This window comes from Teichococcus oryzae (assembly GCF_008386565.1).
GTDB classification, from domain to species: Bacteria; Pseudomonadota; Alphaproteobacteria; order Acetobacterales; family Acetobacteraceae; genus Pseudoroseomonas; species Pseudoroseomonas oryzae.
Window position 1 is genome coordinate 956,164 of the sequence record NZ_VUKA01000001.1, and the last position, 21,652, is coordinate 977,815.

Genomic DNA, 21,652 nt, shown 5'->3' on the forward strand with positions numbered 1-21,652 from the left:
ATCACGAATTGGCGGCGGCGCGCAGCAGGCCCCATTCACCGAGGCGCTTGCGCAGCTCGGCCTCGGCGCGGGGCACCAGCGGCCAGGCGGAAGGCGGGCGGGTGGCGCCGCAATCCTCGCCCATCATCTGCAGCGCGGCCTTCACCACGGACACGTTGGTGCCGTTCTGCTCCTCGGCGCGCAGGGCCTCGAAGGCCGACATGGTCTCGATCAGACCAGCGGCCCTGGCGTAGTCGCCTGCATCGAGCGCGGCATGGATGGCCACCGAGTGCTCCGGCCACACATTGATCAGGCCCGAGGTGTAGCCGCGCGCGCCCACCGCGTAGAAGGGCGGCGCCCAGGTCTCGGCCAGGCCGCCGACCCAGGCGATGTCCATGCCGCGCGTGGCGCGGATCATCTCGCCCAGGCGCAGCGGGGTGGGGGCAGCCCATTTCACGCCGATCACGCCCGGCACTTGGCACAGCGCGAGGATGTTGTCGTTGCCGATGCTGTCATTGCGCAGATACAGCACGATCGGCAGGCCCTGGCCGGCCTCGGCCACGCGCTGCACATAAGCCAGGATGCCGCGCGGGGACACGAACGGATCGGGCGGCTGGTGCACCATCAGCGCCGTGGCGCCGGCCGCCCTGGATGCCTTGGCCAGCGCCACCGCGTCATGGACGGAGCGGCCGATGCCGGCCAGCAGCGGCACGCGCCCGCCGATCTGCTCGGCCGCCACATGCACCATGCGCTCCGCCTCGGCGGTGGTGAGGCCGTAGAACTCGCTGGTGTTGCCATTGGCCACCAGCACATGCACGCCGGCCTTCACCGCGCGGTCCACCACCGGCTGCAGCTTCGCGGGCACCAGCTTGTCGTCGCTGTCGAAGGGCGTGACGAGGATGCCGGAGATGCCGTTCAGCGCCGGCCGCAATTCGGTTTGAGCCATGGGGCGTTTTCCGTTCAGGTGTTGAGGGCGTCGAGGATGCCGCTGGCTTCCAGCGAGCGGCGGACATGCGCGCGCATGCGCGCCTCCGCCTGTCCAGGGTCCCGCCGGCGGATCGCGGACAGGATGGCGGCATGTTCCCGCCAGGCGCGGCGCGGCTCCTGCGGGGTGGAGCGCAGGGCGCGCAGGCGGGCGAAATGGTCATAGGCCCGCAGCGCATCGAGCGATCGTTGCAGGAAGGCATTGCCGGCCAGCCCGTCGATATGGCCATGGAAGCGTTCATTCGCCTCGGCCAGGGCGACGATGTCGTTGGCCCGCAGCAAGGGGCGCATGGCGCGCAGCAGCGCCAGCAATTCGGTGATGTCTCCGGCGGTGGCATGGCGGGCCGCCAGCGATGCTGTGGTGCCTTCCAGCGCCACGCGGATCAGCCCCATCTCGGCCAGCTGGCGGGGGCCGAACTCGGCCACCAGCGTGCCGCGGCGGGGTAGGGTGACGACCATGCCCTCCGCCTCCAGTCGCCGCAGCGCCTCGCGCACCGGCTGGGCGGAGATGCCCAGCGACTGCGCCAGGGAGCGTTCGGAGATGCGTTCCCCTGCGGGAAGGCTGCCATCGGCGATGGCATCCCGCAGCCGCCGATAGGCGCGCTCCGCCAGGGACAGGATGTCTTCCGCCGCGAGAGGCGTCAGACCGGTGGGAGCGGTCAGCATGGCCTGATGCTACCAGCATCCCATCAGAAACTGCAATAGCAGATAGCATATTGCGAAAATTGGTCCGAGAACCGATCTCTATCTCCGGCGTTGATCCATTGGTTCCCCGAAAGGAAGCAGTTGCATGGATGACAACCGGATCTGGCCTCTGGAGGAAAGCCTATGGACAGGCGATCCCGGGCATTACCGCGAACTGATCGACAGTGAGTGCCTGATGGTGCTGCCGGCCCCTCCCTATGTGATGGGGGCGGACAAGGCCGTGGAGGCGGTGTCCGGCACGCCGCGCTGGTCCAGGGTGGAATTCTCGGAACAACAGGTGCGGCGGCCGCAAGAGGGGTTGATCGTCATCGCCTACAAGGCGCGGGCGCAGCGCGATGGGCAAGACCCTTATGAGGCGCATTGCACCACCACCTTCCGCCGGCATGCCCATGAGGAATGGCGGGTGATCCAGCATCAGCAGACACCGCCCATCGTGGTGGGACCGCAGGGAAAAGGCCGCTGAGGCCACGGCGCTGTTAAGCTCTGCGGCATTCCTTATGCTCAAGTCTTTCACGAGCTTGGTCAGGTGCTGAACAGGGCCCAGGCCGCGGTCGATGCCGGAGCCGGAGCTTCCGCGGCGCTGCCCGACCGGGGTTGAGGGACCTGCGGCGCCGGCTTCCCGCGCGGCGGCATTGCTTCGATCAGCGGGGTGGCGTCACGCCGCGTGCCACCGCGTCGAACTCGGCCTGCCGGCGCGCGAACTCCTCGGCCGGGGCGGCGCAAACGGTGGTGGTGCGGCCACGGGGCGTTTCCAGGATGGTGAAGGCGGCGCGGCTGCCGCCTTCGAGGCTCGGCCGCGGCCGCAGCGTTCCGGCCAGCCGAAGGCCGGCGACGCCATCCTGCTCCACAATGCTTTCCTGCTGGACGTCATAGGCCGTGGCGATCCGCGCCCGTTCCAGCTTCTGCCAGGCCGGGCTGCGCGCCAGCGCGTTCAGCGCCGGCTGGCCAACCTTCTGGTCCGCTGGCGGCGCGGGCACGAAGGCCACCTGGCAATCGGGCATCGGGGCCCCGGGGCGGGCCACGGCGATCCGCGCGGTTTGCGGCGGCGTCGGCTCCATCCGCGTGGTCCTGTAGGGGGAGGGGGGATCGACGCGCAGTTCCGCCTCCGGCGGGGTGGCGGCACCCAGCAGAAGCAGAACCGGGAGCAGCGCCATCCGGCGGCGCATCAGGCCCTGTTCCGGTGGGCGGCGGAGCGGGTCGGGCAGTGCGTCATGGGGCGTGGCTTCCGGTGATCTGGCTGGCTTGAAGATCTCGGCCCTGTGCCGCGTCAGGCAAGGCATGGATGGTTCATCCTCCTGGCTTCCGGGCGGGGCGGCGGGCGCAGGCCTTCAACGCGGAGCGGTGAGTTCCAGCGCCTGCCGTTCGAACAGGCGGCGATACAGGCCCCCTGGCCGGGCGACCAGGGTGTCATGGCTGCCTTCCTCGATCACGGCGCCCCGGTCGAAGACCAGGATACGGTCCATGGCCCGAACGGTGGACAGGCGGTGGGCGATGACGATGGCGGTGCGGCCATGGACCAGGCGTTCCATGGCCTGCTGGATCGCTGCCTCGCTTTCCGAATCCAGCGCCGAGGTCGCTTCATCCAGAATCAGGAGCGGCGTATCGGCCAGGAAGGCACGGGCCAGGGCCACGCGCTGCCGCTCTCCGCCCGAAAGCTTCACGCCACGCTCGCCGACCAGGGTCGCGTAGCCGCGCGGCAGGCGGGTGATGAAGCCATGCGCGTTCGCCAGCTCGGCGGCGCGGATGATCTCTGCCGGGGTGGCGCCGGGGCGGGCATAGGCGATGTTCTCGGCCAGGGAACGATGGAACAGGATCGGCTCCTGCTGCACGATGGCGATCTGCGCCCGTAGCGAGGATTGCGTGGCCCGCGCCACGTCCTGCCCGTCAATCAGGATGCGCCCGCCCTGGATGTCGTGCAGCCGCTGGATCAGCTTCACGAAGCTGGTCTTGCCGGAGCCGGAGGGGCCAACCAGCCCAACCCGCTCCCCGGGCCGGATCCGCACCGAAAGGCCCTGGTAGAGCGGCGTGGGATGGCCGCCATAGCCAAAGAACACCTCCTCGAAGGTGATGGCGCCCCGCGTGATGCGGATCGGCCGCGCATCGGCCCGGTCGGTCACGCCGAAGGGCAGGGCGTGCAGCGCCACCAGTTCCTCCATCTCGTTCACGCCGCGCTGCAGGTTGCTGATGTGGTAGCCGACGTCCCGCAGATAGCCCTGCACGGTGAAGAACAGCGTCAGCACGCCGGCGAGGTCGCCGGCGCTGGCCTCGTTGCGCCACCACAGCCACAGCGCGCCGCCGATTACCGCGATCCGCAGCACCAGCAGCGTGCCGGTTTGCGCGGCCTCGGCCTTCACCGAGCGGTTCCAGGTGCGCTGCGTGCGGCGGCGCCATTTGCTGATCAGGGTCCGGAGCCGGGCATCCTCCCGCGCCTCGGCGCCAAAGGCCTTGACCACGGCATTGGCGCCGATGGCATCTGCCATGGCGCCGCCCATCCGCGTGTCCCACTGGTTCGAAAGGCGGGAGGCCGGGGCCACCCAGAACAAGGACAGGGACACCGTCAGCGCCACATAGCCGAGCCCGCCCAGCGCAACCAGCACGCCCATCAGCGGCCAGCGCATCCCGAGCAGCACCGTGGCGCCGGCCAGAACGGTGGCCGAGGGCAGCAGTGCGATCAGCAGCGTGTCGTTCAGCAGGTCGATCGCCCACATGCCGCGGCTGATGCGCCGCACGGTGGAGCCGGCGAAGCTGTTGGCGTGCCAATCCGCGGAAAAGCGTTGCACGCGCGCGAACACCTCCCCGCCTGTGTCGGTCATCTGGCGCAAGGTCAGGGCGATGATGCCGATGATGGCGGCGATGCGCGTGGCCAGGGCGACAAGGCCGAGCAGCGCCAGCAGGCCCAGCGCCTGCATCGCCGCCTCGGCCGCCATCGCGCGGTTGGCCGAGGTCACCGCATCCACCAGCCAGGCGGCGGCGAGCGAAACCAGGATCTCGGCCAGGGTGGCAAGCAGCATCCCGCCGACAATGACCAGCAACAGCAGGGGATGGCGCAGCCAGCGGCGCAGCAGGAAGCCGAGCACCGCGAGCACGGGCTCGGCGCCCGCGCGGGAACGAAGCAGGGGCACGATGTGTTGCCCGCCCACGCCAGGCGCGGACGGTCCCTTCTGGTCGGCCGCCCGCGGCACGCGCTCAGGCGCGTGTCAGGGCAAGCCGGATGGAATGCGGGAGGGGAGGATGGCCGCCTTGGCGGCGCCGCGACCTAGCGGCGGATGCGACCCGGGCTGCCCGGGTGAAGCAGCATCAGGACATCAACCACAGGCGGGAGCGACTGATCCGGCCGGACGGTGTCGGTCATGGGTCGCTCCTCGGGCTGAAGATTGCGGCGGCATCATAATGTTTGGATTTCGCATCGGACAAGCCGTTGCGCGAACACGGAACCGAGATCAGCCTCCGGGGCGGCCGGCGACCAGCGCGTCGCGCACCACCGAGCGGAATTCGCGCCGGTGAAGCTCCCTCAGCACCAGCAGGGAAGACAGGATCAGCGCCACCGGGTGCAGGATCCAGGCCAGGGCGGCCAGCCCGAAGTAATAGGCGCGCAGCCCGGTGTTGAAGTGGCGCGCCGCCCGGTTGGCGATCTCGGCGGCCATTTCCGCCTGCGGCAAGGCATCCGGCGCCTCGCCCAGACCGCCGACGCAGATCGAGGCGTAGTTGAACTGCCGCAAGGCCCAGGTCAGCTCAAAGAAGGCGCGGATGAAAATGAAGATCAGCAGAAACAGGCGGAGCTCCCACGCCGCCGGGTCGGTTGGCGCCTGAACGAAGGGCACGGCGCCGAAGACGCGTTCTCCCAGTTCCGGCGCGCCCAGCATCGCCACCAAGCCGCCCAGGATGAAGATGCTGGTATTGGCCAGGAAGGAGGTGGAGGTCATCAGATTGCCGATGATGGAAATGTCCGCGATGCGGTTGTCGCGGGCCGGCACCGTCCGCATCCAGCGGCGGCGGTGCTCGTCCATCGCGGCGATGACGCTGCGGTCGCGGATCGATGGCACGCGGTCCACGATGGTGGAATAGCCCATCCAGCATGCGGCGAAGACGGCGAGGGCGATCCAGTCCAGGGAAGTGAGCGGCAGGTCCATGCCCGCCCATAGCATGCCCATCCGCGGCGAAGGTCGAGTCGGCCGCGCCGTTTCGCCGCCCCCCGACGCTGGCTTTGTCATCGGGCGCGGCTTGCACGGATGGCGGGCCCTGGGCCAAGCCGCGGCATGACCCCAGACTTCGATCCGCGCGCAGCGCGGCGCGCCATCCGCCTCGTCTTTCTCGCCAATGCGATCACCTTCGCCACCTGGGCGCCGCTGGTGCCCCTGATGCGGGACAGGCTGGTTCTGTCGGAGGCGATGCTGGGGCTGGTGCTGCTGTCGCTCGGGCTGGGCGGCATCCTGGCCATGCCGCTGACCGGAGGGCTGGTTGCCCGCTTCGGCAGCCGCGCCGTCAGCCTCGTTGCCGGGCTGGCCTTCGCGCTGGTGCTGCCATTCCTGGCCATGGCGCCGAATGCCGGGGTGCTGGCGGGCACCGTGTTCCTGTTCGGCGCGGCGGGCGGGATGATGGATGTGTCGATGAATGCCCAGGCCGTCGCGGTGGAAGCACGCGGCAGCCGCCCGGTGATGTCCTCGATCCATGGGGTGTGGAGCCTGGGCGGGCTGCTGGGTGTCGCGGTGGCGGCCGGGCTGCTCCGGGCCGGGCTGCCGCCATCCGCCGCGGCGGCGCTCATCGCCGCCGTCGCGCTGGTTTTGCTGATGACGCAGGGCCGGGCCTTGCTGGGGCCAGAGGCGGACCGGCCGGGCAAGGGTGGCCATGGCTTCGCGCTGCCGCGCGGGCCGGTGCTTGGCATCGGCCTGCTGGCGCTGGTGGCGTTCCTGGCGGAAGGCAGCGTGCTGGACTGGGGCGGCATCCTGCTCCACGAAGCGCGCGGAATGGCCTTGACCCTGGCGGGGAGTGGCTATGCCGCCTTTTCGCTCGCCATGGCGGCGGCGCGCCTGAGCGGCGATGCCATGACCCGGCGCTTCGGGGCGACGGCCATGCTGCGCGGCGGCGGGGCGCTGGCCGCGCTGGGCTTCGCCATGGCCTCCCTGCTGCCCTGGAGCGGCACGACCATGGCCGGGTTCCTGCTGGTGGGCTTCGGGCTGGGCAACGCGGTGCCGCTGCTGATCAGCGCGGCCGGGCGGCAGCCGGGGGTGGCGCCCGGCACCGCGCTCGCCGCGGTGGCGACCCTCGGCTATTCCGGGTTGCTGGCGGGGCCGGCGGCGATCGGCTTCGCCGCCGAGATCATCGGGCTGGAGGCGGCGCTGGCCGGGGTCGGCGCGCTGATGTTGCTGCTGGTGGCGCGGGCCGGCCTGGCGCGGGGCTGAGCCGGCCCGCCCCGCCGGCTACTGGAGCTGCTTGATCAGTCCGGCCTTCGCGGCCTCGGCCCAGCGCCGGTCCTCCTGCTGCATCCGCTCGGCGAAATCCTTCGGCCCGAGCATCCGCAGATCCGCGCCCAGTTCGATGAAGCGGCTGCGGTATTGCGGCATGGTGGAGGCTTTGACATTGGCCTCATGGATGGCGTCCGCGATCTCGGGCTTCATGCCGGCCGGGGCCAGCATGCCGTACCAGCCGGCGAAGTCATAACCCGGAAGGCCGGACTCTGCGGCGGTCGGGATGTTCGGCTGCATCGGGGAGCGTTCCGCCGATGTCACGGCGAGGAAGCGGACACGCGCATTGTCGAAATAGGACGCCGCCGTGAGGATGCTGGTCCAGCCCAGGGGAAGATTGCCTGCGACGATGTCGTTCATGAGTGGGGAGCCGCCGCGATAGGCGACCTCCTCCATCTGGATATCCGCCATGCGGGCGAATTCGTTGCTGGTGAAGGAATTGGTGCCGTCGGACGTGCCGAAGCTCAGCTTGCCCGGATTGGCCTTGGCGTAGGCGATCAGGCTGGCGATGTCCTTGTAGGGCGCGTCGGCCGGGGCCGCGATCACATACGGAAAGCTCGACAGCAGGCTGACGGCCGTGAAGTCCTTCAGCGCGTCGAAGGGCACGCTGGGCATCAGGTATTTGTTCATCGTGTGGGTGCTGGTCACGACGGCGAGGTTGAGGCCGTCCGGCTCGGCCCGCGCGACCTGCTGGGAGCCGATGACGCCGTTTCCGCCCGCCCGGTTCTCGATCACCATCGTCTGGCCGGTCACGCTGCGCAGGCCTTCGGCGAGCAGCCGGGCGAAGACATCGGTTCCGCCTCCGGGCGAATAGGGGACCGTGATATGAACATTGCGGGCGGGCCAGGCGGCCTGAGCCGAGGCGGCCCGGCTGATGAAGGGCAGGGCGAGCCCACCAAGCAGCATGCCACGGCGACAGAAAGTCATTCTGGTGGATCCTTAATCCCTGAAGCGATCCCGGCTGAGGGCGGGAATCATTACAGACGATATAGAATCCGCCCATGCGATTGCGCAAGCGATTGCGCATGCCGGCGCAGTGCGCTTCCCATGAAAAAAGCGGGGCGCCGAAGCGCCCCGCCCAACATTGTCCCGTCGAAGGAAGGACGGTCAGCCCATCTTCTTCTTCAGGTTCTCGTCCAGCTTGGACAGGAAGTTCTGGGTATTCAGCCAGGGCTGGTCCTTGCCGATCAGCACGGCCAGGTCCTTGGTCATGAAGCCGCTCTCAACGGTCTCGATGCAGACCTGCTCCAGCGCGTTCGCAAAATCCACCACGTCCGGTGTGCCGTCGAACTTGCCGCGATAGGCCAGGCCACGGGTCCAGGCGAAGATCGAGGCGATCGGGTTCGTGGAGGTCTCGCGGCCCTTCTGGTGCTCGCGGTAGTGGCGCGTCACCGTGCCGTGGGCGGCCTCGGATTCGACCGTGTTGCCATCCGGGGACAGCAGCACGGAGGTCATCAGGCCGAGGCTGCCGAAGCCCTGCGCCACGATATCGGACTGCACGTCGCCATCGTAGTTCTTGCAGGCCCAAATATAGCCGCCTTCCCACTTCAGGGCGGAGGCCACCATGTCGTCGATCAGGCGGTCCTCATAGGTCAGGCCGCGCTTCTCGAACTCCGCCTTGAACTCGGCGTCGTAGATGGCGCGGAAGATGTCCTTGAAGTTGCCGTCATAGGCCTTGAGGATGGTGTTCTTGTGCGAGAAGTACACCGAGTAGTTGCGCGCCAGGCCGTAGTTGAAGGAGGCGCGGGCGAAGCCTTCGATCGACTTGTTCAGGTTGTGCTGCATCATGGCAGCGCCGGCACCCTTGAAGTCGAACTGGCCGATCTCCTGCGTCTCGCCGTTCTCGGCGGTGAAGGTCATCTTCACCGTGCCGGCGCCCGGCACCTTCATCTCGACGGCGCGGTAGATGTCGCCATAGGCATGGCGGCCGACGACGATGGGCTTCGACCAGTGCGGCACCAGGCGGGGCACGTTCTGGCAGATGATCGGCTCGCGGAAGATGGTGCCGTCGAGGATGTTGCGGATGGTCCCGTTCGGGGACTTCCACATCTTCTTCAGGCCGAACTCCTTCACCCGCGCCTCGTCCGGGGTGATGGTGGCGCATTTCACGCCCACGCCGTACTGCTTGATGGCGTTGGCGGCATCGACCGTCACTTGGTCGTCGGTCTGGTCGCGGTATTCGATGCCGAGGTCGTAATACTTCAGGTCGACATCGAGATAGGGGTTGATCAGCTTGTCCTTGATGAACCCCCAGATGATGCGGGTCATCTCATCGCCGTCGAGCTCGACGACGGGGTTCTTCACCTTGATCTTGGCCATGCTGATCCTCGTCTGGACGCCAGAATATGCCGCCGGCCGGGCAATCGATCGCGCCCGGCGGGCCGGCGGCTGCTGCGGCGGACAATCGCATCGCTGATGGGGCGGGGCAAGGGCGGCGGGCCACAACTTGCCCGGTATCAGGCCGGCAGGGAACCCGGCGGGGGCCTGGGCGTTCACCATCCTCAGCCCGCTCAAGGGCCAGCCACAGGGAGTTCCGCCACATGAGCGTTTTCGGGTCCATCCTGTCCAAGATCTTCGGCCAGCGCGGCGCCAATGCCGCGCCGTCCCCGACCGCGCCGGTTTCGGACGACGTCCCGAAGCCCACCGCCGCCGACGCGCAGCCCGGCGCGGCCGGGGCGGCGACGCCGCCGGTGCCCGGCACCGCCCCCGCCGCCAGCGGCGCCGCGGCGGCCACGCCCGCGCCCATGCAGCAGGTGGATGTCGCCGCCGTGCTGACCGAGATGGCGTCCAAGAACCCGCAGCAGCTCAACTGGCGCCAGTCCATCGTGGACCTGATGAAGCTGCTGGGCCTCGACAGCAGCCTCGACAACCGCAAGGAGCTGGCGCGGGAATTGGGCTATTCGGGGGACATGAACGACTCCGCGAGCATGAACATCTGGCTGCACAAGCAGGTCATGAACAAGCTGGCGGAGAATGGCGGGCAGGTGCCGGCCGAACTGAGGGACTGATGGGGCGACGCCGGGATTTTCCCGGCGAACCGCTCAGCCGGGCGCCGCGAGGCGGCCCGGCTTTTTGCTCGCCGGCCCCGGCCGCGCCCTACCAGCCATAGCCCCGGTGACGATAGGGGCGCCCATAGCCATAATGGGACCGCTGATGGCCATAGCCGTAGCCATAGCTTTGGCGGCGATGCCGGTGGCGCCGGTAGCCGCGATTATCGTCATCGCTCAATGAGCCGGCGATCAGGCCGGCGGCGAGGCCGGCCCCGGCGCCCAGTGCCAGCGTGCTGCCCCAGTCGGTCGAGCCGTCCGGGTTTTGGCAGCCGGCGAGCAGAAGGCTGGTGCCCAGGGCAAGAAAAGCAAGGAAGCGTCGCATGGGGGATGCACCTCCGATGCGACGGAACATGGTTTGCCTTCAAGGCCAACAGGAGGCCGGAACAAGGCGGCATCCGGGCAGGATGTGACGAAGTGCCGCAGGATCAGCCGGCGCGGCCCGAGAAGGCGTTGAAGGTTTGTATGGTATAGGTGTCTTTCACGCCCGCCACGCTTTGCACGCATTCCACCACGAACAGGCCGATGTCACGGTCCGGCTCCAGGTAGAACTTGCCGAGCAGGTCGTACTGGCCGGAAACGGAGTGCATCTCCGACAGCTCCTCAATGCTGTCGGCCATTTCCCGGGCCACCTGGTAGGCGCGGCCCATCTCGCATTTGATCAGAACGAAAATGGCACGCATCGGCGATCTCCCTGACGGTGTGCGGCTTTCCGCATCGCGACGGGTAGCCCAGCCCACGAGCCTCGGCTAGCCTCCACGCCAGTTGTATGACGACCCTATCGAGGGAAGAGGAACGAACCATGGATGGGATGAGCACGACCGCACGCACCGGTGGCCAGTTGCTGGCCGATGCGCTGGTGGCGCAGGGGGTCACGCATGCTTTCTGTGTCCCGGGCGAATCCTATCTGGACCTGCTGGACGGGCTCTACGCCAACAGCGACAAGATCAACCTGACCACCTGCCGGTTCGAGGCGGGCGCCGTGAACATGGCCGAGGCCCATGGCAAGCTGACCGGCCGTCCCGGCGTGGCGCTGGTCACCCGCGGCCCCGGCGCATGCCATGCCGCCATCGGTGTCCATGTCGCCATGCAGGACAGCACGCCGCTGGTGCTGATCGTCGGCCAGATCCCCTTTGCGGAGACGGACCGTGAAAGCTTCCAGGAGGTCGATTACCGCCGCATGTTCGGCTCCGTCGCCAAGTGGGTGACGCAGATCGACGACGCCTCCCGCATCCCCGAGCTGATGGCGCATGCCTTCGATGTCGCCACCTCCGGCCGCCCGGGACCCGTCGTGGTGGCGATCTCGGAGGAGATGCAGAAGGCCCGCGTCGCGGTGCCCGATATTGGCCCCGCAGAGGTGGCGCCGGCGGCGCCGTCCCCCGCCGCGCTGGACCGGATGCTGGCTTTGCTGGACGCGGCCGAGCGCCCGCTGGTGGTGCTCGGCGGCTCCCGCTGGAGCGCTGAGACGCGGCGCGTCATCCGCGAGTTCTGCGTGGCGCGTGACCTTCCGGTGGCGGTCAGCTTCCGGCGGCAGAGCCTGTATGACTGCACCCTGCCCAACTATGCCGGCGATCTCGGCGTCGGCGCCGATGCGGGGCTGGTCGCCAAGGCCAAGCAGGCGGATCTGATCCTGGCCCTCGGCACCCGCATCGGGGAGCCGGTCAGCCAGGGCTACACCCTGTTCGACATGGCCGGGCAGGGCGGGCAGAAGATCGTCCATGTTTACCCGGACCAGGCCGAGATCGGCCGCGTCTACCGCCCGGCGCTCGGCATCACCGCCGAGATCAACGCCTTCGCCGAGGCTCTGGCAAAGCTGCCGGCGCCGGCCAGTGCCCCGCGCTGGTCGGCCTGGACCCGGGACGTCCATGCCGCCCGGGTGAAGCAGGCCGAGGCGCCGGACTATGCCGGCCCACTGAACCTCGCGCGCGAGTTGCAGGCACTGGAGAAGGTGCTGCCGGCCGATGCCATCTTCACCTGCGACGCCGGCAATTTCGCCACCTGGCCCAATCGCTTCATGCACCTGACCGAGCAGCAGGAGTTCCTGGGCCCCACGAACGGCGCCATGGGCTATGCGGTGCCGGCGGCGATCGGCGCCAAGGTCAGCTTCCCCGACCGTGTCTGCATCGGGCTGGTGGGCGATGGCGGCTTCCTGATGACCGGGCAGGAAATCGCCACGGCCTTTCAGGCGGAAGTGGCGCCGATCATCCTGGTGTTCAACAACGGCATGTACGGCACCATCCGCATGTACCAGGAACGCGCCTATCCCGGCCGCGTGTCCGGCACCAGGCTGACCAATCCGGACTTCGCCAGGTTCATCGAAAGCTTCGGCGGCCATGGCGAAACCGTAGAAAAGGACGGGGAGCTGGTGCCGGCCTTCCAGCGGGCGCTCGCCAGCGGCAAGCCGGCGGTGATCGAGGTGCGGGTGAACCCCGAGCAGGTGACGCACCGCGCCACCATTGCCGAGCTTCGCGCCCAGGCCGGCGGCAGCAAGCACTGACCGCGATACGCGCCGCCGGGCGTTCCCGGCGGCGCCTCGGCCGCGGCGGTGATCCCGCCGCGGCGTTGCTTATTCAGCCCGCCAGGGTGCGGCCGGTGGAGCCCAGATCGGCGAAGGCCTCGTCCAGACGCTTGACGATGCCCTTCTCGCCCGCGCGCAGCCACTTGCGCGGATCGTAGAGCTTCTTGGTCGGCTTGCCGTTGGACGGGTCGATCTGGTGGGTGAAGGCCACCGGGTTCGCCTGCACATAGGCGCCCACCGGCTCGGCGAAGGCGAACTGCGTGTCGGTGTCGATGTTCATCTTGAACACGCCATAGGACACGGCCTCGGTGATCTTGCTCTTTTCCGAGCCCGAGCCGCCATGGAACACCAGCGCCATCGGCTTCTCACCGCCGCCAAACCGCGCCGACACCGCTTCCTGCGACGCCTTCAGGATCTCCGGCCGCAGCTTGACGTTGCCCGGCGCATAAACGCCATGGACGTTGCCGAAGGAGGCCGCCATGGTGACATGGCCGATCGGCGACAGCACTTCCCAGGCGCGCAGCACGTCCTCGGGCTGGGTGTAGAGATGGGCGTTGTCGGCGGATTCCTCGACGTCGTGGCCGATACCGTCTTCCTCGCCGCCGGTGACGCCCAGCTCGATCTCCAGGCTCATCCCGAGCTTGGCCATGCGCTCCAGCACGGTCTTGCATTCGGCGATGTTGGCTTCCAGCGGCTCGGCCGACAGGTCCAGCATGTGGGAGGAGAAGAGCGGCTTGCCGGTCCGCTTCATGAATTCCTCGCCATGGTCGATCATGCCGTTGACCCAGGGGATCAGCGAGCGGTCGGCATGGTCGGTGTGCAGCACCACGCAGATGCCGTAGGCGGCGGCGACGGTGTGGACATGCTGCGCGGCCGAGACGGCGCCAAGCACGCGGGCGGCGTTGGCGTCCGGGCAGCCCTCGCCGGCGAAGAAGCGGGCGCCGCCATTGGAAAGCTGGATGATGACGTCGGACTTGTTCTTGGCCGCGGCTTCCAGCACCGCGTTGATGCTGTTGGTGCCGACGACGTTGACGGCAGGCAGGGCGTAGCCGCCTTCGCGGCAGGCATCCAGCAGCGCCAGGTAGTCGGCGCCGGTGACGACGCCCGGCTTCAGTCGGGTTTTGCTGCTGACGGGGGCGGCCTGGTCCATTCGGATGCTCCGGCTAGGGAAGGAGATGGGGCGCAGCATACCGCGTTCCGCGCCGTCGCGCGCCTCCCCCCCGCGATAACATCGGAGCCAGTCCCGCGCCGCCCGCCATGCGGCCGCCTCAGTCGCCGATCGCCACGCCTTCCCGGCGTGGGTCGGCGCCGCCCAGCAGGCCGTCCGGCGTCACGGTGATGGCCTGCAGGCCGGATACCATGGCGCGCACATCGGCGCGGTGGCCGCGCGCCTGCAATGCCGGGGCAAGCTCCGCCGCGGCCATGCCCTGCTCCAGCTCCGCCGCGCCGCCGAGCGAGCCGATGCGGGGCAGCGACACCGCCGCCTGCGGGTCCAGCTGCCAGTCCAGCAGGCCGAGCAGCGTTTGCGCCACATAGCCGATGATGCGCGCCCCGCCCGGCGATCCGAGCGATGCCAGCAGGCGCCCCTTTTCATCGAACACCAGGGTGGGCGACATGGAGGAGCGCGGCCGCTTGCCGCCTTCAACCCGGTTGGCCACGGGCCGGCCATCGATCCCGGGGCGGAAGGAGAAATCCGTCAGCTGATTGTTGAGAAAGAAGCCATGCACCATCAGCCGGGCGCCGAACGCATCCTCCACGGTTGTGGTCATGGACAGGGCGTTGCCCGCGGCATCCACAATGGAAACCTGGCTGGTGCCGTTTTCCGGCTGCGCCGGCTGCGGGGCCAGGGCGGCCTCGCGCCAGCGCGGCTTGCCGGGGAGGGGAGAAGGATTGGCGCGGTCCCGGTCCAGCAGCTGGGCGCGCAGGGTGAGATAGGCGTCCTCCGTCAGCCCCCGCACCGGCACGCGCTGGAAGTCGCTGTCGGCGAGATACAGGTTGCGGTCGGCGAAGGCGAGGCGGCTGGCCTCCACCAGTAGATGCGCCGCCTCGACGCCACGCGGGTCGAGTGAGGCGATGTCGAAATGCTCCAGCATGCCGAGGATCTGCGCCACCGCGACGCCGCCCGAGGAAGGCGGCGGGAAGCCGCAGATCCGGAATCGGCGATAAGGGGTGCAAAGCGCTTCACGCTTCTTCGGCATGTAGGCGGCCAGGTCATCGGCCGTCATGCCGTTGCCGGCATCGCCATGCCGGGCCACGGCCTCGACGATGCCCTGCGCCACGGCGCCGACCTGGAGGGCGGCGGCGCCGCGCCGCGCCACCAGGCGCAGCGTTTCGGCCAGGGCCGGGTTGCGCAGCAGGTGGCCCTCCGGCCAGGGCGCGCCGTCGGGCGCGAAGAAATAGGCGGACGCCGCCGGATCGCGCTTCAGCCGCTCGGCATCCTCGGCGATCGCCCCGGCCAGGCGCGCCGAAACGGGGAAGCCCCCCTCGGCCAGGCGGATCGCGGGCCCGAACAGGTCCGCCCAGGGCAGGCGGCCCTGTTCCTGATGGGCGGCTTCCAGCATCGGCAGCACGCCGGGGGCGCCGACGCTGCGGCCGGACAGCACCGCCTCGTAGAAGGAAAGCGGCGTGCCGTCGGGGCGGAGGAACAGGTTCCCCCCAGCGGCGGCCGGTGCCGTTTCCCGCCCGTCCCAGGCGTCCAGCCGGCGCTCAAGCCCGCTCCAGTGCAGCATCAGCGCGCCGCCCCCGATGCCCGAGGATTGCGGCTCCACCAAGGTCAGCACGGCCTGAACCGCCACGGCGGCATCCACCGCCGTGCCGCCGGCGCGCAGCATCGCGAGCCCGGCCTCGGCCGCCAGAGGGTGGGCGGCGGCCACCATCTGCCGGGTGGCGCGGGCGGGAGGGCGGGGCGCTTCCAGCGCGGCGGGCTGCGGACGGGTGTCCTGCGCGGCGGCGGGCGCGGCGGCGTCCGTCAGCCAGGCGGCGGCCAGCAACGGTGCGGCGAGAAGGACGGGACGGATCGAGATGGCCATGTGCGTCGCTCCCTGGACCGGAGCAGGTTAATGCGCCGCGCGGCGCTGTCGATGCCGCGCGGCGCTTGCATCCGGTTGTCGCATCCCATCTCTGATCCGCGCAGGATGGAGGACTTTCCTTGGCTGAGGACGAGGCGCCGGACGGCATCCGGCAGAAGCTTGTGGACACCAAGCAGCGCTGGGCGCGCGAGGGCCGGCTGCTGACGGGCGAGCACGCGCCGCCGGAACAGCGCCTGCCGCCCAGCCAGCGACTGGTGCGGGACTGGCCGGTGCTCGACCTCGGCGTGCAGCCCGCGGTGGCCGAGGAAACCTTCCGCCTCGACGTGGAGGGGCTGGTGGAGCGCCCGGTGACGCTGGACTGGCGCTGGCTGATGGAGCTGGAACAGGCCGAGCGCGTCAATGACATCCACTGCGTCACGCAATGGTCGCGCTACGACAACCGCTGGGGCGGCATCGCGGTGTCCACGCTGCTGGAGCTGGTCCGGCCGAAATCCCAGGCGCGCTTTGTCGAGTTCGGCGCCTATGACGGCTACACCACCAACCTTTCGCTGGAGGATTTCGCCCGGCCGGAGAACATCCTCGCGCATAGCTGGGAAGGCGAGCGGCTGACGCGCCAGCATGGCGGGCCGCTGCGCGTGGTGGTGCCGCATCTGTATTTCTGGAAGAGCACGAAATGGGTGAAGCGCATCACCTTCCTGGCGCAGAATAAACCCGGCTTCTGGGAGCAACGCGGCTATCACGACCGCGGCGACCCATGGATGGAGGAACGCTATGGCTGAGCTGTCCCGCCGCGCCATGCTGGCCGGGCTGCCGCTGCTGATCGCCGCGGCCCCGGCCCGCCAGACCGGCCATGATTTCCGTTTCGAGGCGATCGAAGGCGGCGAGATCAACCTCGCCGACTGGCGGGGCAAGCCGATGCTGGTGGTCAACACCGCCAGCTTCTGCGGCTTCGCCAAGCAGTTCGAGGCGTTGCAGGCCCTGCACGAGCGCTATGGCCCGCGCGGCCTGCTGGTGCTGGGGGTCCCGTCCAACGACTTCAACCAGGAAAACGCCGACCGCAACGCCATCAAGGATTTCTGCGAATCCACCTGGGGCGTGCAATTTCCCATGACCGCGCCGGTGCATGTGAAGGGGGCGGCGGCGCATCCTTTCTTCGCCTGGGCTGCGGCGCAGCCGGGCGGCGCGGTGCCGCGCTGGAATTTCTTCAAGTTCCTGGTGGGGCGGGATGGCCGGCTGCTGCACGCCTTCCCCAGTGCCACGGAGCCGGATTCGGCCTCCATGCGACAGGCGCTTGGCGCCGCGCTGGCATGACGGAAGGGTGGCGCGCGATGCGGGCGGCGGATCTCGCCGCCGTCAGCCGCATCGCCACCATCGTGCATCGCGACTTCCCGGAGGAGGATGCGGTGTTCGCCGAACGGCTGGCGCTGTTTCCCGCCGGCTGCCTCATCCTGGCGCGGGGCGGGGAAGCGGCAGGCTATGCCATCAGCCATCCCTGGCGCCTCGGCGCGCCACCAGCCCTGAACACGCGCCTTGTCGCCCTGCCGGCAAGGCCGGACACCTTCTACCTGCATGATGTCGCCTTGCTGGCGGAGGCGCGTGGCGGCGGCGCGGCGCGCGGCCTCCTGGCCCGACTGGAGCAGCTCGCCGGGGTGCTGCCTGTTTCGCTGGTAGCGGTGGGCGGCACGGCGGATTTCTGGCGGCGGCTGGGCTTCGTGGCAGTGGAAGACCCGGCCCTGGACGCGAAGCTGGCCAGCTACGGCGATCCTTCCGCCCGCTTCATGGTGCGGCACCGATCGGGCTGACCGACCCTGGCGGCGCGTCCCGCACCAGGCACCAGCGGTTTTCCCCGGGCTCGGGCGCGCAGCCGGGCCACCAGCTTTCACGGCAGAAGCGGTTGGCCGGGGTGAGCCATCGCGGCGCCGCCATGCAGCGTTGCCAGTTCGCCGGGCTGGCGGCCGGCCCGTCGAGATACAGCGTTTCCAGCCAGGCATAGCCGAGCGGCTCCACCACCGGCAGCATGTCCATCACCCAGTCCCACTTGGCGGGCAGGGCGGGGCGGGCGACGGCGATGGCGCCGCGTTCGACGGCGCGGCGATAGCCCTTCAGGAAATGTGATTCGAGCCGGACGCCGAAGCGCCCGGCGCCGATTCCGAACAGTGCCTCCACCACGGTCAGGTCGCAGTTGTCGGGCAGGATCAGGGCGGTGGGAAAGGCCAGGGTGGTGCCGGGAAACGTGCCGGCACGGGCGAACAGGTCGATCTCGAAAAAATAGCCGAGCACGCGCATGCGCCCCATTGTGGCACGCAGATAAGGAAGGGCGCCTTCCGCCGGCACGGCGGCCCAGCGGCGCGCGACAGCCTGCCAGACCTCGGCGGCGGCGGCGTAGCGCGGATCGGTGGCGGCCCAGTGCCGTTCCAACTCGGCGCCGAAGCCGCGTGCCTTTCCGTCGCGCTGCGCCGCCATCATGTGCAGCAGTGCTTCCTGCGCGCCGACACCACCCCAGGACACCACATGCGCGAGGTGCTTCGGCCCGGGGCGCGTGTCGAGAAAGGATTGCAGCAGGAAGCCCACGCCCTGCGCCGTCAGGCCGCCCTGGCTTTGGCCAGTGACGAACACCTCGCCACCATCGCGCAGATCGCCGGCATAGTCGGCGGCGTCCCGGATCATTGCCAGCGCGGCGGTTGAGCTGGCCTGAGCCCGCCCGAAGGTCAGCCCCGATGCCCAGGAGCGGAAATCCCGGTGCTCGAACACATGGGTGCCGGCGATGGCATAGATGCGGTGCGGCGGCAGGCCGGAGGACGGGCGGGATTCCAGCGCCACGGCGGCGAAGCCCGAATGGCGGTCCGCGTAAAGCCGCAGCGGGCGGTAATCCGGCAGTTCCACTTCCAGCCCAAGATGGTCGAGGAAAGGCGGCGCATCACCCTTTCCGTGCCGCACGTCATAGGCGATATCGGCCGCCTTCACCGTCGCCTCATCCACGCGCCAGAGCGAGCGGATAGCCGAGCGGCGGTCCAGCAGCACGGCGGAAGCGTCCTCGCCGGAAAGGTAGATGGTCTGGGGGTTGCCTTCCGGCGCCGGCAGGTCGCGCAGGTTGCGCAGATGCAGCTCGACCCGCCAGGGCTTGCCCCGCCCGCCGGGACGGACCTGCACGTCGCGCTTCGCCAGGATCTCCCGCGCGAAGGGCAGCAACTCGTCCAGGGACAGGCTCAGGTCGCGGCCGGGCGCGCCGGCGATGCCGGCGCTGCTGCCATCGCACCGCGCCAGCTGCTCCGAGGCGGCGCCCGCCCGCGGGTCGAGTGGTGCATCGGGCTGGGCCCGCGCGGGATGGCCGGCCTGCAACAGAATGAGGCCCAGAGCCAGGCCCAACGCGGCTCCGTGCTTTGCTCGCAGCGGCATCAGGATGGGAGGTCCGGCATCATGGGCGGAAAACACACCCCGATTGTGGCCGGATTATCCTGACGAATCGGGCAATGGAGGCGGTGGGCGCCGCCTCAGTCGCCGAAGCGGTTGGAGCGCGGGAAGCCGTTCGGCGGCTGCCGCCCGGCGCCGGCCCGGTTGCCGCGCCATGCGGTGAGGTCGGTTTCCAGCCGCACGCGGTCGCCGATGCGCCAGCTCAGGCCGGTCTTGCCGTCGAACACCTTCACATCGGCCATGCCGCCATCCTTGTAGCCCTGCAGCGTCACGCCACGGCCGCGCATCATCTCCGGCACCTGCTCCAGCGGGAAGACCAGCAGCTTGCGGTTCTCGCCGATCACCGCGATCGTGTCGCCATCCACGGGCACGCAGACGGCCGCCTCCACGGGCGCGTCCACCATCAGCACCTGCTTGCCGGTGCGCTTCTCGGCCACCAGATCCTCCGACTTCACCACGAAGCCGCGCCCCTCGGTGGAGGCGACAAGGTATTTCCGCCCTTCCGACCAGACGAACAGGTCCACCACGTCATCCTCGTTGGTGAGGTCCACCATCAGCCGCACCGGCTGGCCATCGCCGCGGCCGCGCGGCAGCGCCTCGGCCTTGATGGTGAAGCTCTTGCCGTTGGTGGCGAACAGGCACAGCCGGTCGGCGGTGTTGGCATGCAGCGCGATGCGCAGCGAATCGCCTTCCTTGAACTTGTGTTCCGTTTCCAGCGGCACATGGCCCTTCAGTGCGCGGATCCAGCCCTTCTGCGACAGGATCACCGTCACCGGCTCGCGCTCCACGAAGGCGCTCTCGTCGATCACCACAGCGATGGCGGTGCCGCCAACCTCGGTGCGGCGCTTGCCGATCCCGCTGTCCTCGCCGAATTTCTGGCGGGTTTCCTCGATCTGCTCGGCCAGCTTCTTCCAGCGTGCCTTCTCGCTGCCCAGCAGGGCCTGGAGCGATTTCTGTTCCGCCGAAAGCTTCTTGTGCTCCCGCCGGATCTCCATCTCCTCCAGCTTGCGCAGGGAGCGCAGCCGCATGTTCAGGATCGCCTCGGCCTGCACCTCGGTCAGGTCGAAGGCCTTGATCAGCGCGGGCTTCGGATGGTCCTCCTCGCGGATGATGCGGATCACCTCATCGAGATTGAGATACGCGATCAGGTAGCCGTCGAGGATCTCCAGCCGGCGGGCGATGGCATCCAGCCGGTGCTGGCTGCGCCGCACCAGCACCTCGTGCCGGTGGTCGAGCCAGGAGCGCAGAACCTCCTTGAGGCCCATGACGCGCGGCGTGCGGCTGGCATCCAGCACGTTCATGTTGAGCGACACGCGGGATTCCAGCGGCGTCGCGCGGAACAGCGTTTCCATCAGCACGGCGGGATCGACCGCGCGGCTCTTGGGCTCCAGCACGATGCGGACGACATCGGTGCTTTCGTCCCGCACATCGCCCAGCAGGGGAAGCTTCTTCTCCTCCATCAGCTGCGCGATCTGCTCGATCAGGCGGGACTTGGCGACCTGGTAGGGGATCTCGGTGACGACGATCTGCCAGGTGCCGTTCTTCAGCGCCTCCTTTTCCCAGCGGGCGCGGATGCGGAAGCCGCCACGGCCGGTGGCATAGGCCTCCCGCACCGCCTCGCGGCTCTCGATCATCACGCCGCCGGTCGGGAAATCCGGCCCCGGCACGTGCTGGAGCAGCTCGTCGATCTCGGCCTTCGGATTGGCGATCAGCGCCAGCGCCGCCGAGCAGAGCTCGCCCGCATTGTGCGGCGGAATCGAGGTCGCCATGCCGACCGCGATACCATTGGCGCCGTTGGCCAGCAGGTTGGGGAAGGCGGCGGGAAGCACGACCGGCTCGCGCTCCTCCCCGTCATAGGTGGCGCGGAAGTCGACCGCGTTCTCCTCGATGCCTTCCAGCATGGCCTGGGCGATGGCCGTCAGCCGCGCCTCGGTGTAGCGCATGGCCGCGGCGTTATCGCCGTCGATATTGCCGAAATTGCCCTGGCCCTCGACCAGCGGGTAGCGGGCGGCGAATTCCTGCGCCAGCCGCACCATCGCCTCGTAGATCGAGGCGTCGCCATGCGGGTGGTACTTGCCCATCACGTCGCCCACGATGCGGGCGCATTTCTTGAAGCCGGCGGCAGGGTCCAGCTTCAGCTGGTGCATGGCCCAGAGCAGCCGCCGGTGCACGGGCTTCAGGCCGTCCCGCACATCCGGCAAGGAACGCGCCGTGATGGTGGACATGGCATAGGCGAGATACCGCTCCGACAGGGCCACCGACAGGTTGGTCGGCCGCACGTCGCCGCCTTCTGGAAGGGTCTTCAAGTCGTCGGGCATCGGTACCTCAGGCTTTGTCGGGGCAGGACGGGGCTAGCGCAGGCGGGCGCAGTTTTCCAGCGTTTCGCCGCTACGATAGGAACATAGCAGGAACGACGGTGCCGGCCAGATCACCTCACAAGAACGCGAGGGCGCGCCAGAGGGGGCTCGACGCTCCGGCTCCGCTTGCGCATGGTCGTCCGACAAGATCACTGCCGCC

20 protein-coding genes are annotated in these 21,652 nt (G+C 69.1%); 7 read left to right on the forward strand and 13 right to left on the reverse strand.

The window, feature by feature from the left end; translation table 11 throughout:
- Position 1: 1 nt before the first annotated feature.
- A complete protein-coding gene (locus tag F0Q34_RS04420) occupies positions 2-925 on the reverse strand; it encodes a dihydrodipicolinate synthase family protein (RefSeq protein ID WP_149810884.1) in 924 nt (307 codons plus the stop codon).
- Positions 926-939: 14 nt separating this feature from the next.
- Positions 940-1,629: a GntR family transcriptional regulator gene (locus F0Q34_RS04425; RefSeq protein ID WP_149810885.1), complete on the reverse strand. Its 690-nt coding sequence runs from the start codon at positions 1,627-1,629 to the stop codon at positions 940-942.
- Between the two features lie 124 nt (positions 1,630-1,753).
- On the opposite strand from F0Q34_RS04425, the gene F0Q34_RS04430 reads away from it, so the two are divergent.
- Positions 1,754-2,131 (forward strand): DUF4440 domain-containing protein, encoded by a 378-nt coding sequence (locus tag F0Q34_RS04430; protein ID WP_149810886.1) that lies wholly within the window; start codon positions 1,754-1,756, stop codon positions 2,129-2,131.
- Positions 2,132-2,309: 178 nt separating this feature from the next.
- On the opposite strand, the gene F0Q34_RS04435 is transcribed toward F0Q34_RS04430, so the two are convergent.
- The 3 genes from F0Q34_RS04435 to F0Q34_RS04445 all read right to left on the reverse strand — a co-directional run bounded on the left by F0Q34_RS04435 (position 2,310) and on the right by F0Q34_RS04445 (position 5,798).
- The gene (locus F0Q34_RS04435; RefSeq protein WP_149810887.1) at positions 2,310-2,948 is read right to left on the reverse strand and encodes a hypothetical protein; all 639 of its coding nucleotides are present in this window, start codon (positions 2,946-2,948) and stop codon (positions 2,310-2,312) included.
- Between the two features lie 48 nt (positions 2,949-2,996).
- Positions 2,997-4,790 (reverse strand): ABC transporter ATP-binding protein, encoded by a 1,794-nt coding sequence (locus F0Q34_RS04440; protein ID WP_241665310.1) that lies wholly within the window; start codon positions 4,788-4,790, stop codon positions 2,997-2,999.
- A 318-nt stretch (positions 4,791-5,108) separates the two neighbouring features.
- Entirely contained in the window at positions 5,109-5,798 is a 690-nt protein-coding gene (locus F0Q34_RS04445; RefSeq protein WP_149810888.1) for a DUF599 domain-containing protein, read from the reverse strand.
- A 126-nt stretch (positions 5,799-5,924) separates the two neighbouring features.
- Here F0Q34_RS04445 and F0Q34_RS04450 point away from each other — a divergent pair, with 126 nt between their 5' ends.
- Positions 5,925-7,067, forward strand: coding sequence for an MFS transporter (locus F0Q34_RS04450; RefSeq protein ID WP_206667946.1), 1,143 nt, complete (start codon positions 5,925-5,927; stop codon positions 7,065-7,067).
- 18 nt (positions 7,068-7,085) lie between these two features.
- On the opposite strand, the gene F0Q34_RS04455 is transcribed toward F0Q34_RS04450, so the two are convergent.
- Positions 7,086-8,057 (reverse strand): Bug family tripartite tricarboxylate transporter substrate binding protein, encoded by a 972-nt coding sequence (locus tag F0Q34_RS04455; RefSeq protein ID WP_149810890.1) that lies wholly within the window; start codon positions 8,055-8,057, stop codon positions 7,086-7,088.
- A 180-nt stretch (positions 8,058-8,237) separates the two neighbouring features.
- Entirely contained in the window at positions 8,238-9,449 is a 1,212-nt protein-coding gene (locus F0Q34_RS04460; RefSeq protein WP_149810891.1) for an NADP-dependent isocitrate dehydrogenase, read from the reverse strand.
- A 221-nt stretch (positions 9,450-9,670) separates the two neighbouring features.
- Between F0Q34_RS04460 and F0Q34_RS04465 the strand changes: the two genes are divergently transcribed.
- Complete coding sequence (locus F0Q34_RS04465; protein ID WP_149810892.1) at positions 9,671-10,138, forward strand: DUF3597 domain-containing protein; 468 nt, start codon at positions 9,671-9,673, stop codon at positions 10,136-10,138.
- Positions 10,139-10,226: 88 nt separating this feature from the next.
- On the opposite strand, the gene F0Q34_RS04470 is transcribed toward F0Q34_RS04465, so the two are convergent.
- Positions 10,227-10,502: a hypothetical protein gene (locus tag F0Q34_RS04470; protein WP_149810893.1), complete on the reverse strand. Its 276-nt coding sequence runs from the start codon at positions 10,500-10,502 to the stop codon at positions 10,227-10,229.
- A 103-nt stretch (positions 10,503-10,605) separates the two neighbouring features.
- Positions 10,606-10,860 carry an Lrp/AsnC ligand binding domain-containing protein gene (locus F0Q34_RS04475; RefSeq protein ID WP_149810894.1) on the reverse strand — a complete coding sequence of 85 codons (255 nt, stop codon included), beginning with the start codon at positions 10,858-10,860 and terminating at the stop codon, positions 10,606-10,608.
- A gap of 128 nt (positions 10,861-10,988) precedes the next feature.
- Between F0Q34_RS04475 and F0Q34_RS04480 the strand changes: the two genes are divergently transcribed.
- Positions 10,989-12,674, forward strand: a complete 1,686-nt coding sequence (locus F0Q34_RS04480) for a thiamine pyrophosphate-dependent enzyme (RefSeq protein ID WP_241665311.1) — start codon at positions 10,989-10,991, stop codon at positions 12,672-12,674.
- A gap of 73 nt (positions 12,675-12,747) precedes the next feature.
- Here F0Q34_RS04480 and fbaA read toward each other — a convergent pair whose 3' ends face one another.
- Positions 12,748-13,845 carry a class II fructose-bisphosphate aldolase gene (gene fbaA / locus F0Q34_RS04485; RefSeq protein ID WP_149810896.1) on the reverse strand — a complete coding sequence of 366 codons (1,098 nt, stop codon included), beginning with the start codon at positions 13,843-13,845 and terminating at the stop codon, positions 12,748-12,750.
- A 118-nt stretch (positions 13,846-13,963) separates the two neighbouring features.
- The gene (ggt, locus tag F0Q34_RS04490) at positions 13,964-15,724 is read right to left on the reverse strand and encodes a gamma-glutamyltransferase (RefSeq protein ID WP_149810897.1); all 1,761 of its coding nucleotides are present in this window, start codon (positions 15,722-15,724) and stop codon (positions 13,964-13,966) included.
- Between the two features lie 119 nt (positions 15,725-15,843).
- Between ggt and F0Q34_RS04495 the strand changes: the two genes are divergently transcribed.
- From F0Q34_RS04495 to F0Q34_RS04505, 3 genes are read left to right on the forward strand one after another with little or no spacing between them, the layout of a single operon-like run.
- Positions 15,844-16,503: a sulfite oxidase-like oxidoreductase gene (locus tag F0Q34_RS04495; RefSeq protein WP_149810898.1), complete on the forward strand. Its 660-nt coding sequence runs from the start codon at positions 15,844-15,846 to the stop codon at positions 16,501-16,503.
- Positions 16,496-17,035, forward strand: a complete 540-nt coding sequence (locus F0Q34_RS04500) for a glutathione peroxidase (protein WP_149810899.1) — start codon at positions 16,496-16,498, stop codon at positions 17,033-17,035. The genes F0Q34_RS04495 and F0Q34_RS04500 overlap by 8 nt, the downstream gene beginning before the upstream one ends.
- Positions 17,032-17,526, forward strand: a complete 495-nt coding sequence (locus F0Q34_RS04505; RefSeq protein WP_206667947.1) for a GNAT family N-acetyltransferase — start codon at positions 17,032-17,034, stop codon at positions 17,524-17,526. The genes F0Q34_RS04500 and F0Q34_RS04505 overlap by 4 nt, the downstream gene beginning before the upstream one ends.
- Here F0Q34_RS04505 and F0Q34_RS04510 read toward each other — a convergent pair.
- The gene (locus F0Q34_RS04510) at positions 17,501-19,090 is read right to left on the reverse strand and encodes a hypothetical protein (RefSeq protein ID WP_149810900.1); all 1,590 of its coding nucleotides are present in this window, start codon (positions 19,088-19,090) and stop codon (positions 17,501-17,503) included. The two genes, F0Q34_RS04505 and F0Q34_RS04510, sit on opposite strands and share 26 nt — an antisense overlap.
- Positions 19,091-19,215: 125 nt before the next feature.
- Positions 19,216-21,453, reverse strand: a complete 2,238-nt coding sequence (gene parC / locus F0Q34_RS04515) for a DNA topoisomerase IV subunit A (protein WP_149810901.1) — start codon at positions 21,451-21,453, stop codon at positions 19,216-19,218.
- Positions 21,454-21,652 lie beyond the last annotated feature (199 nt).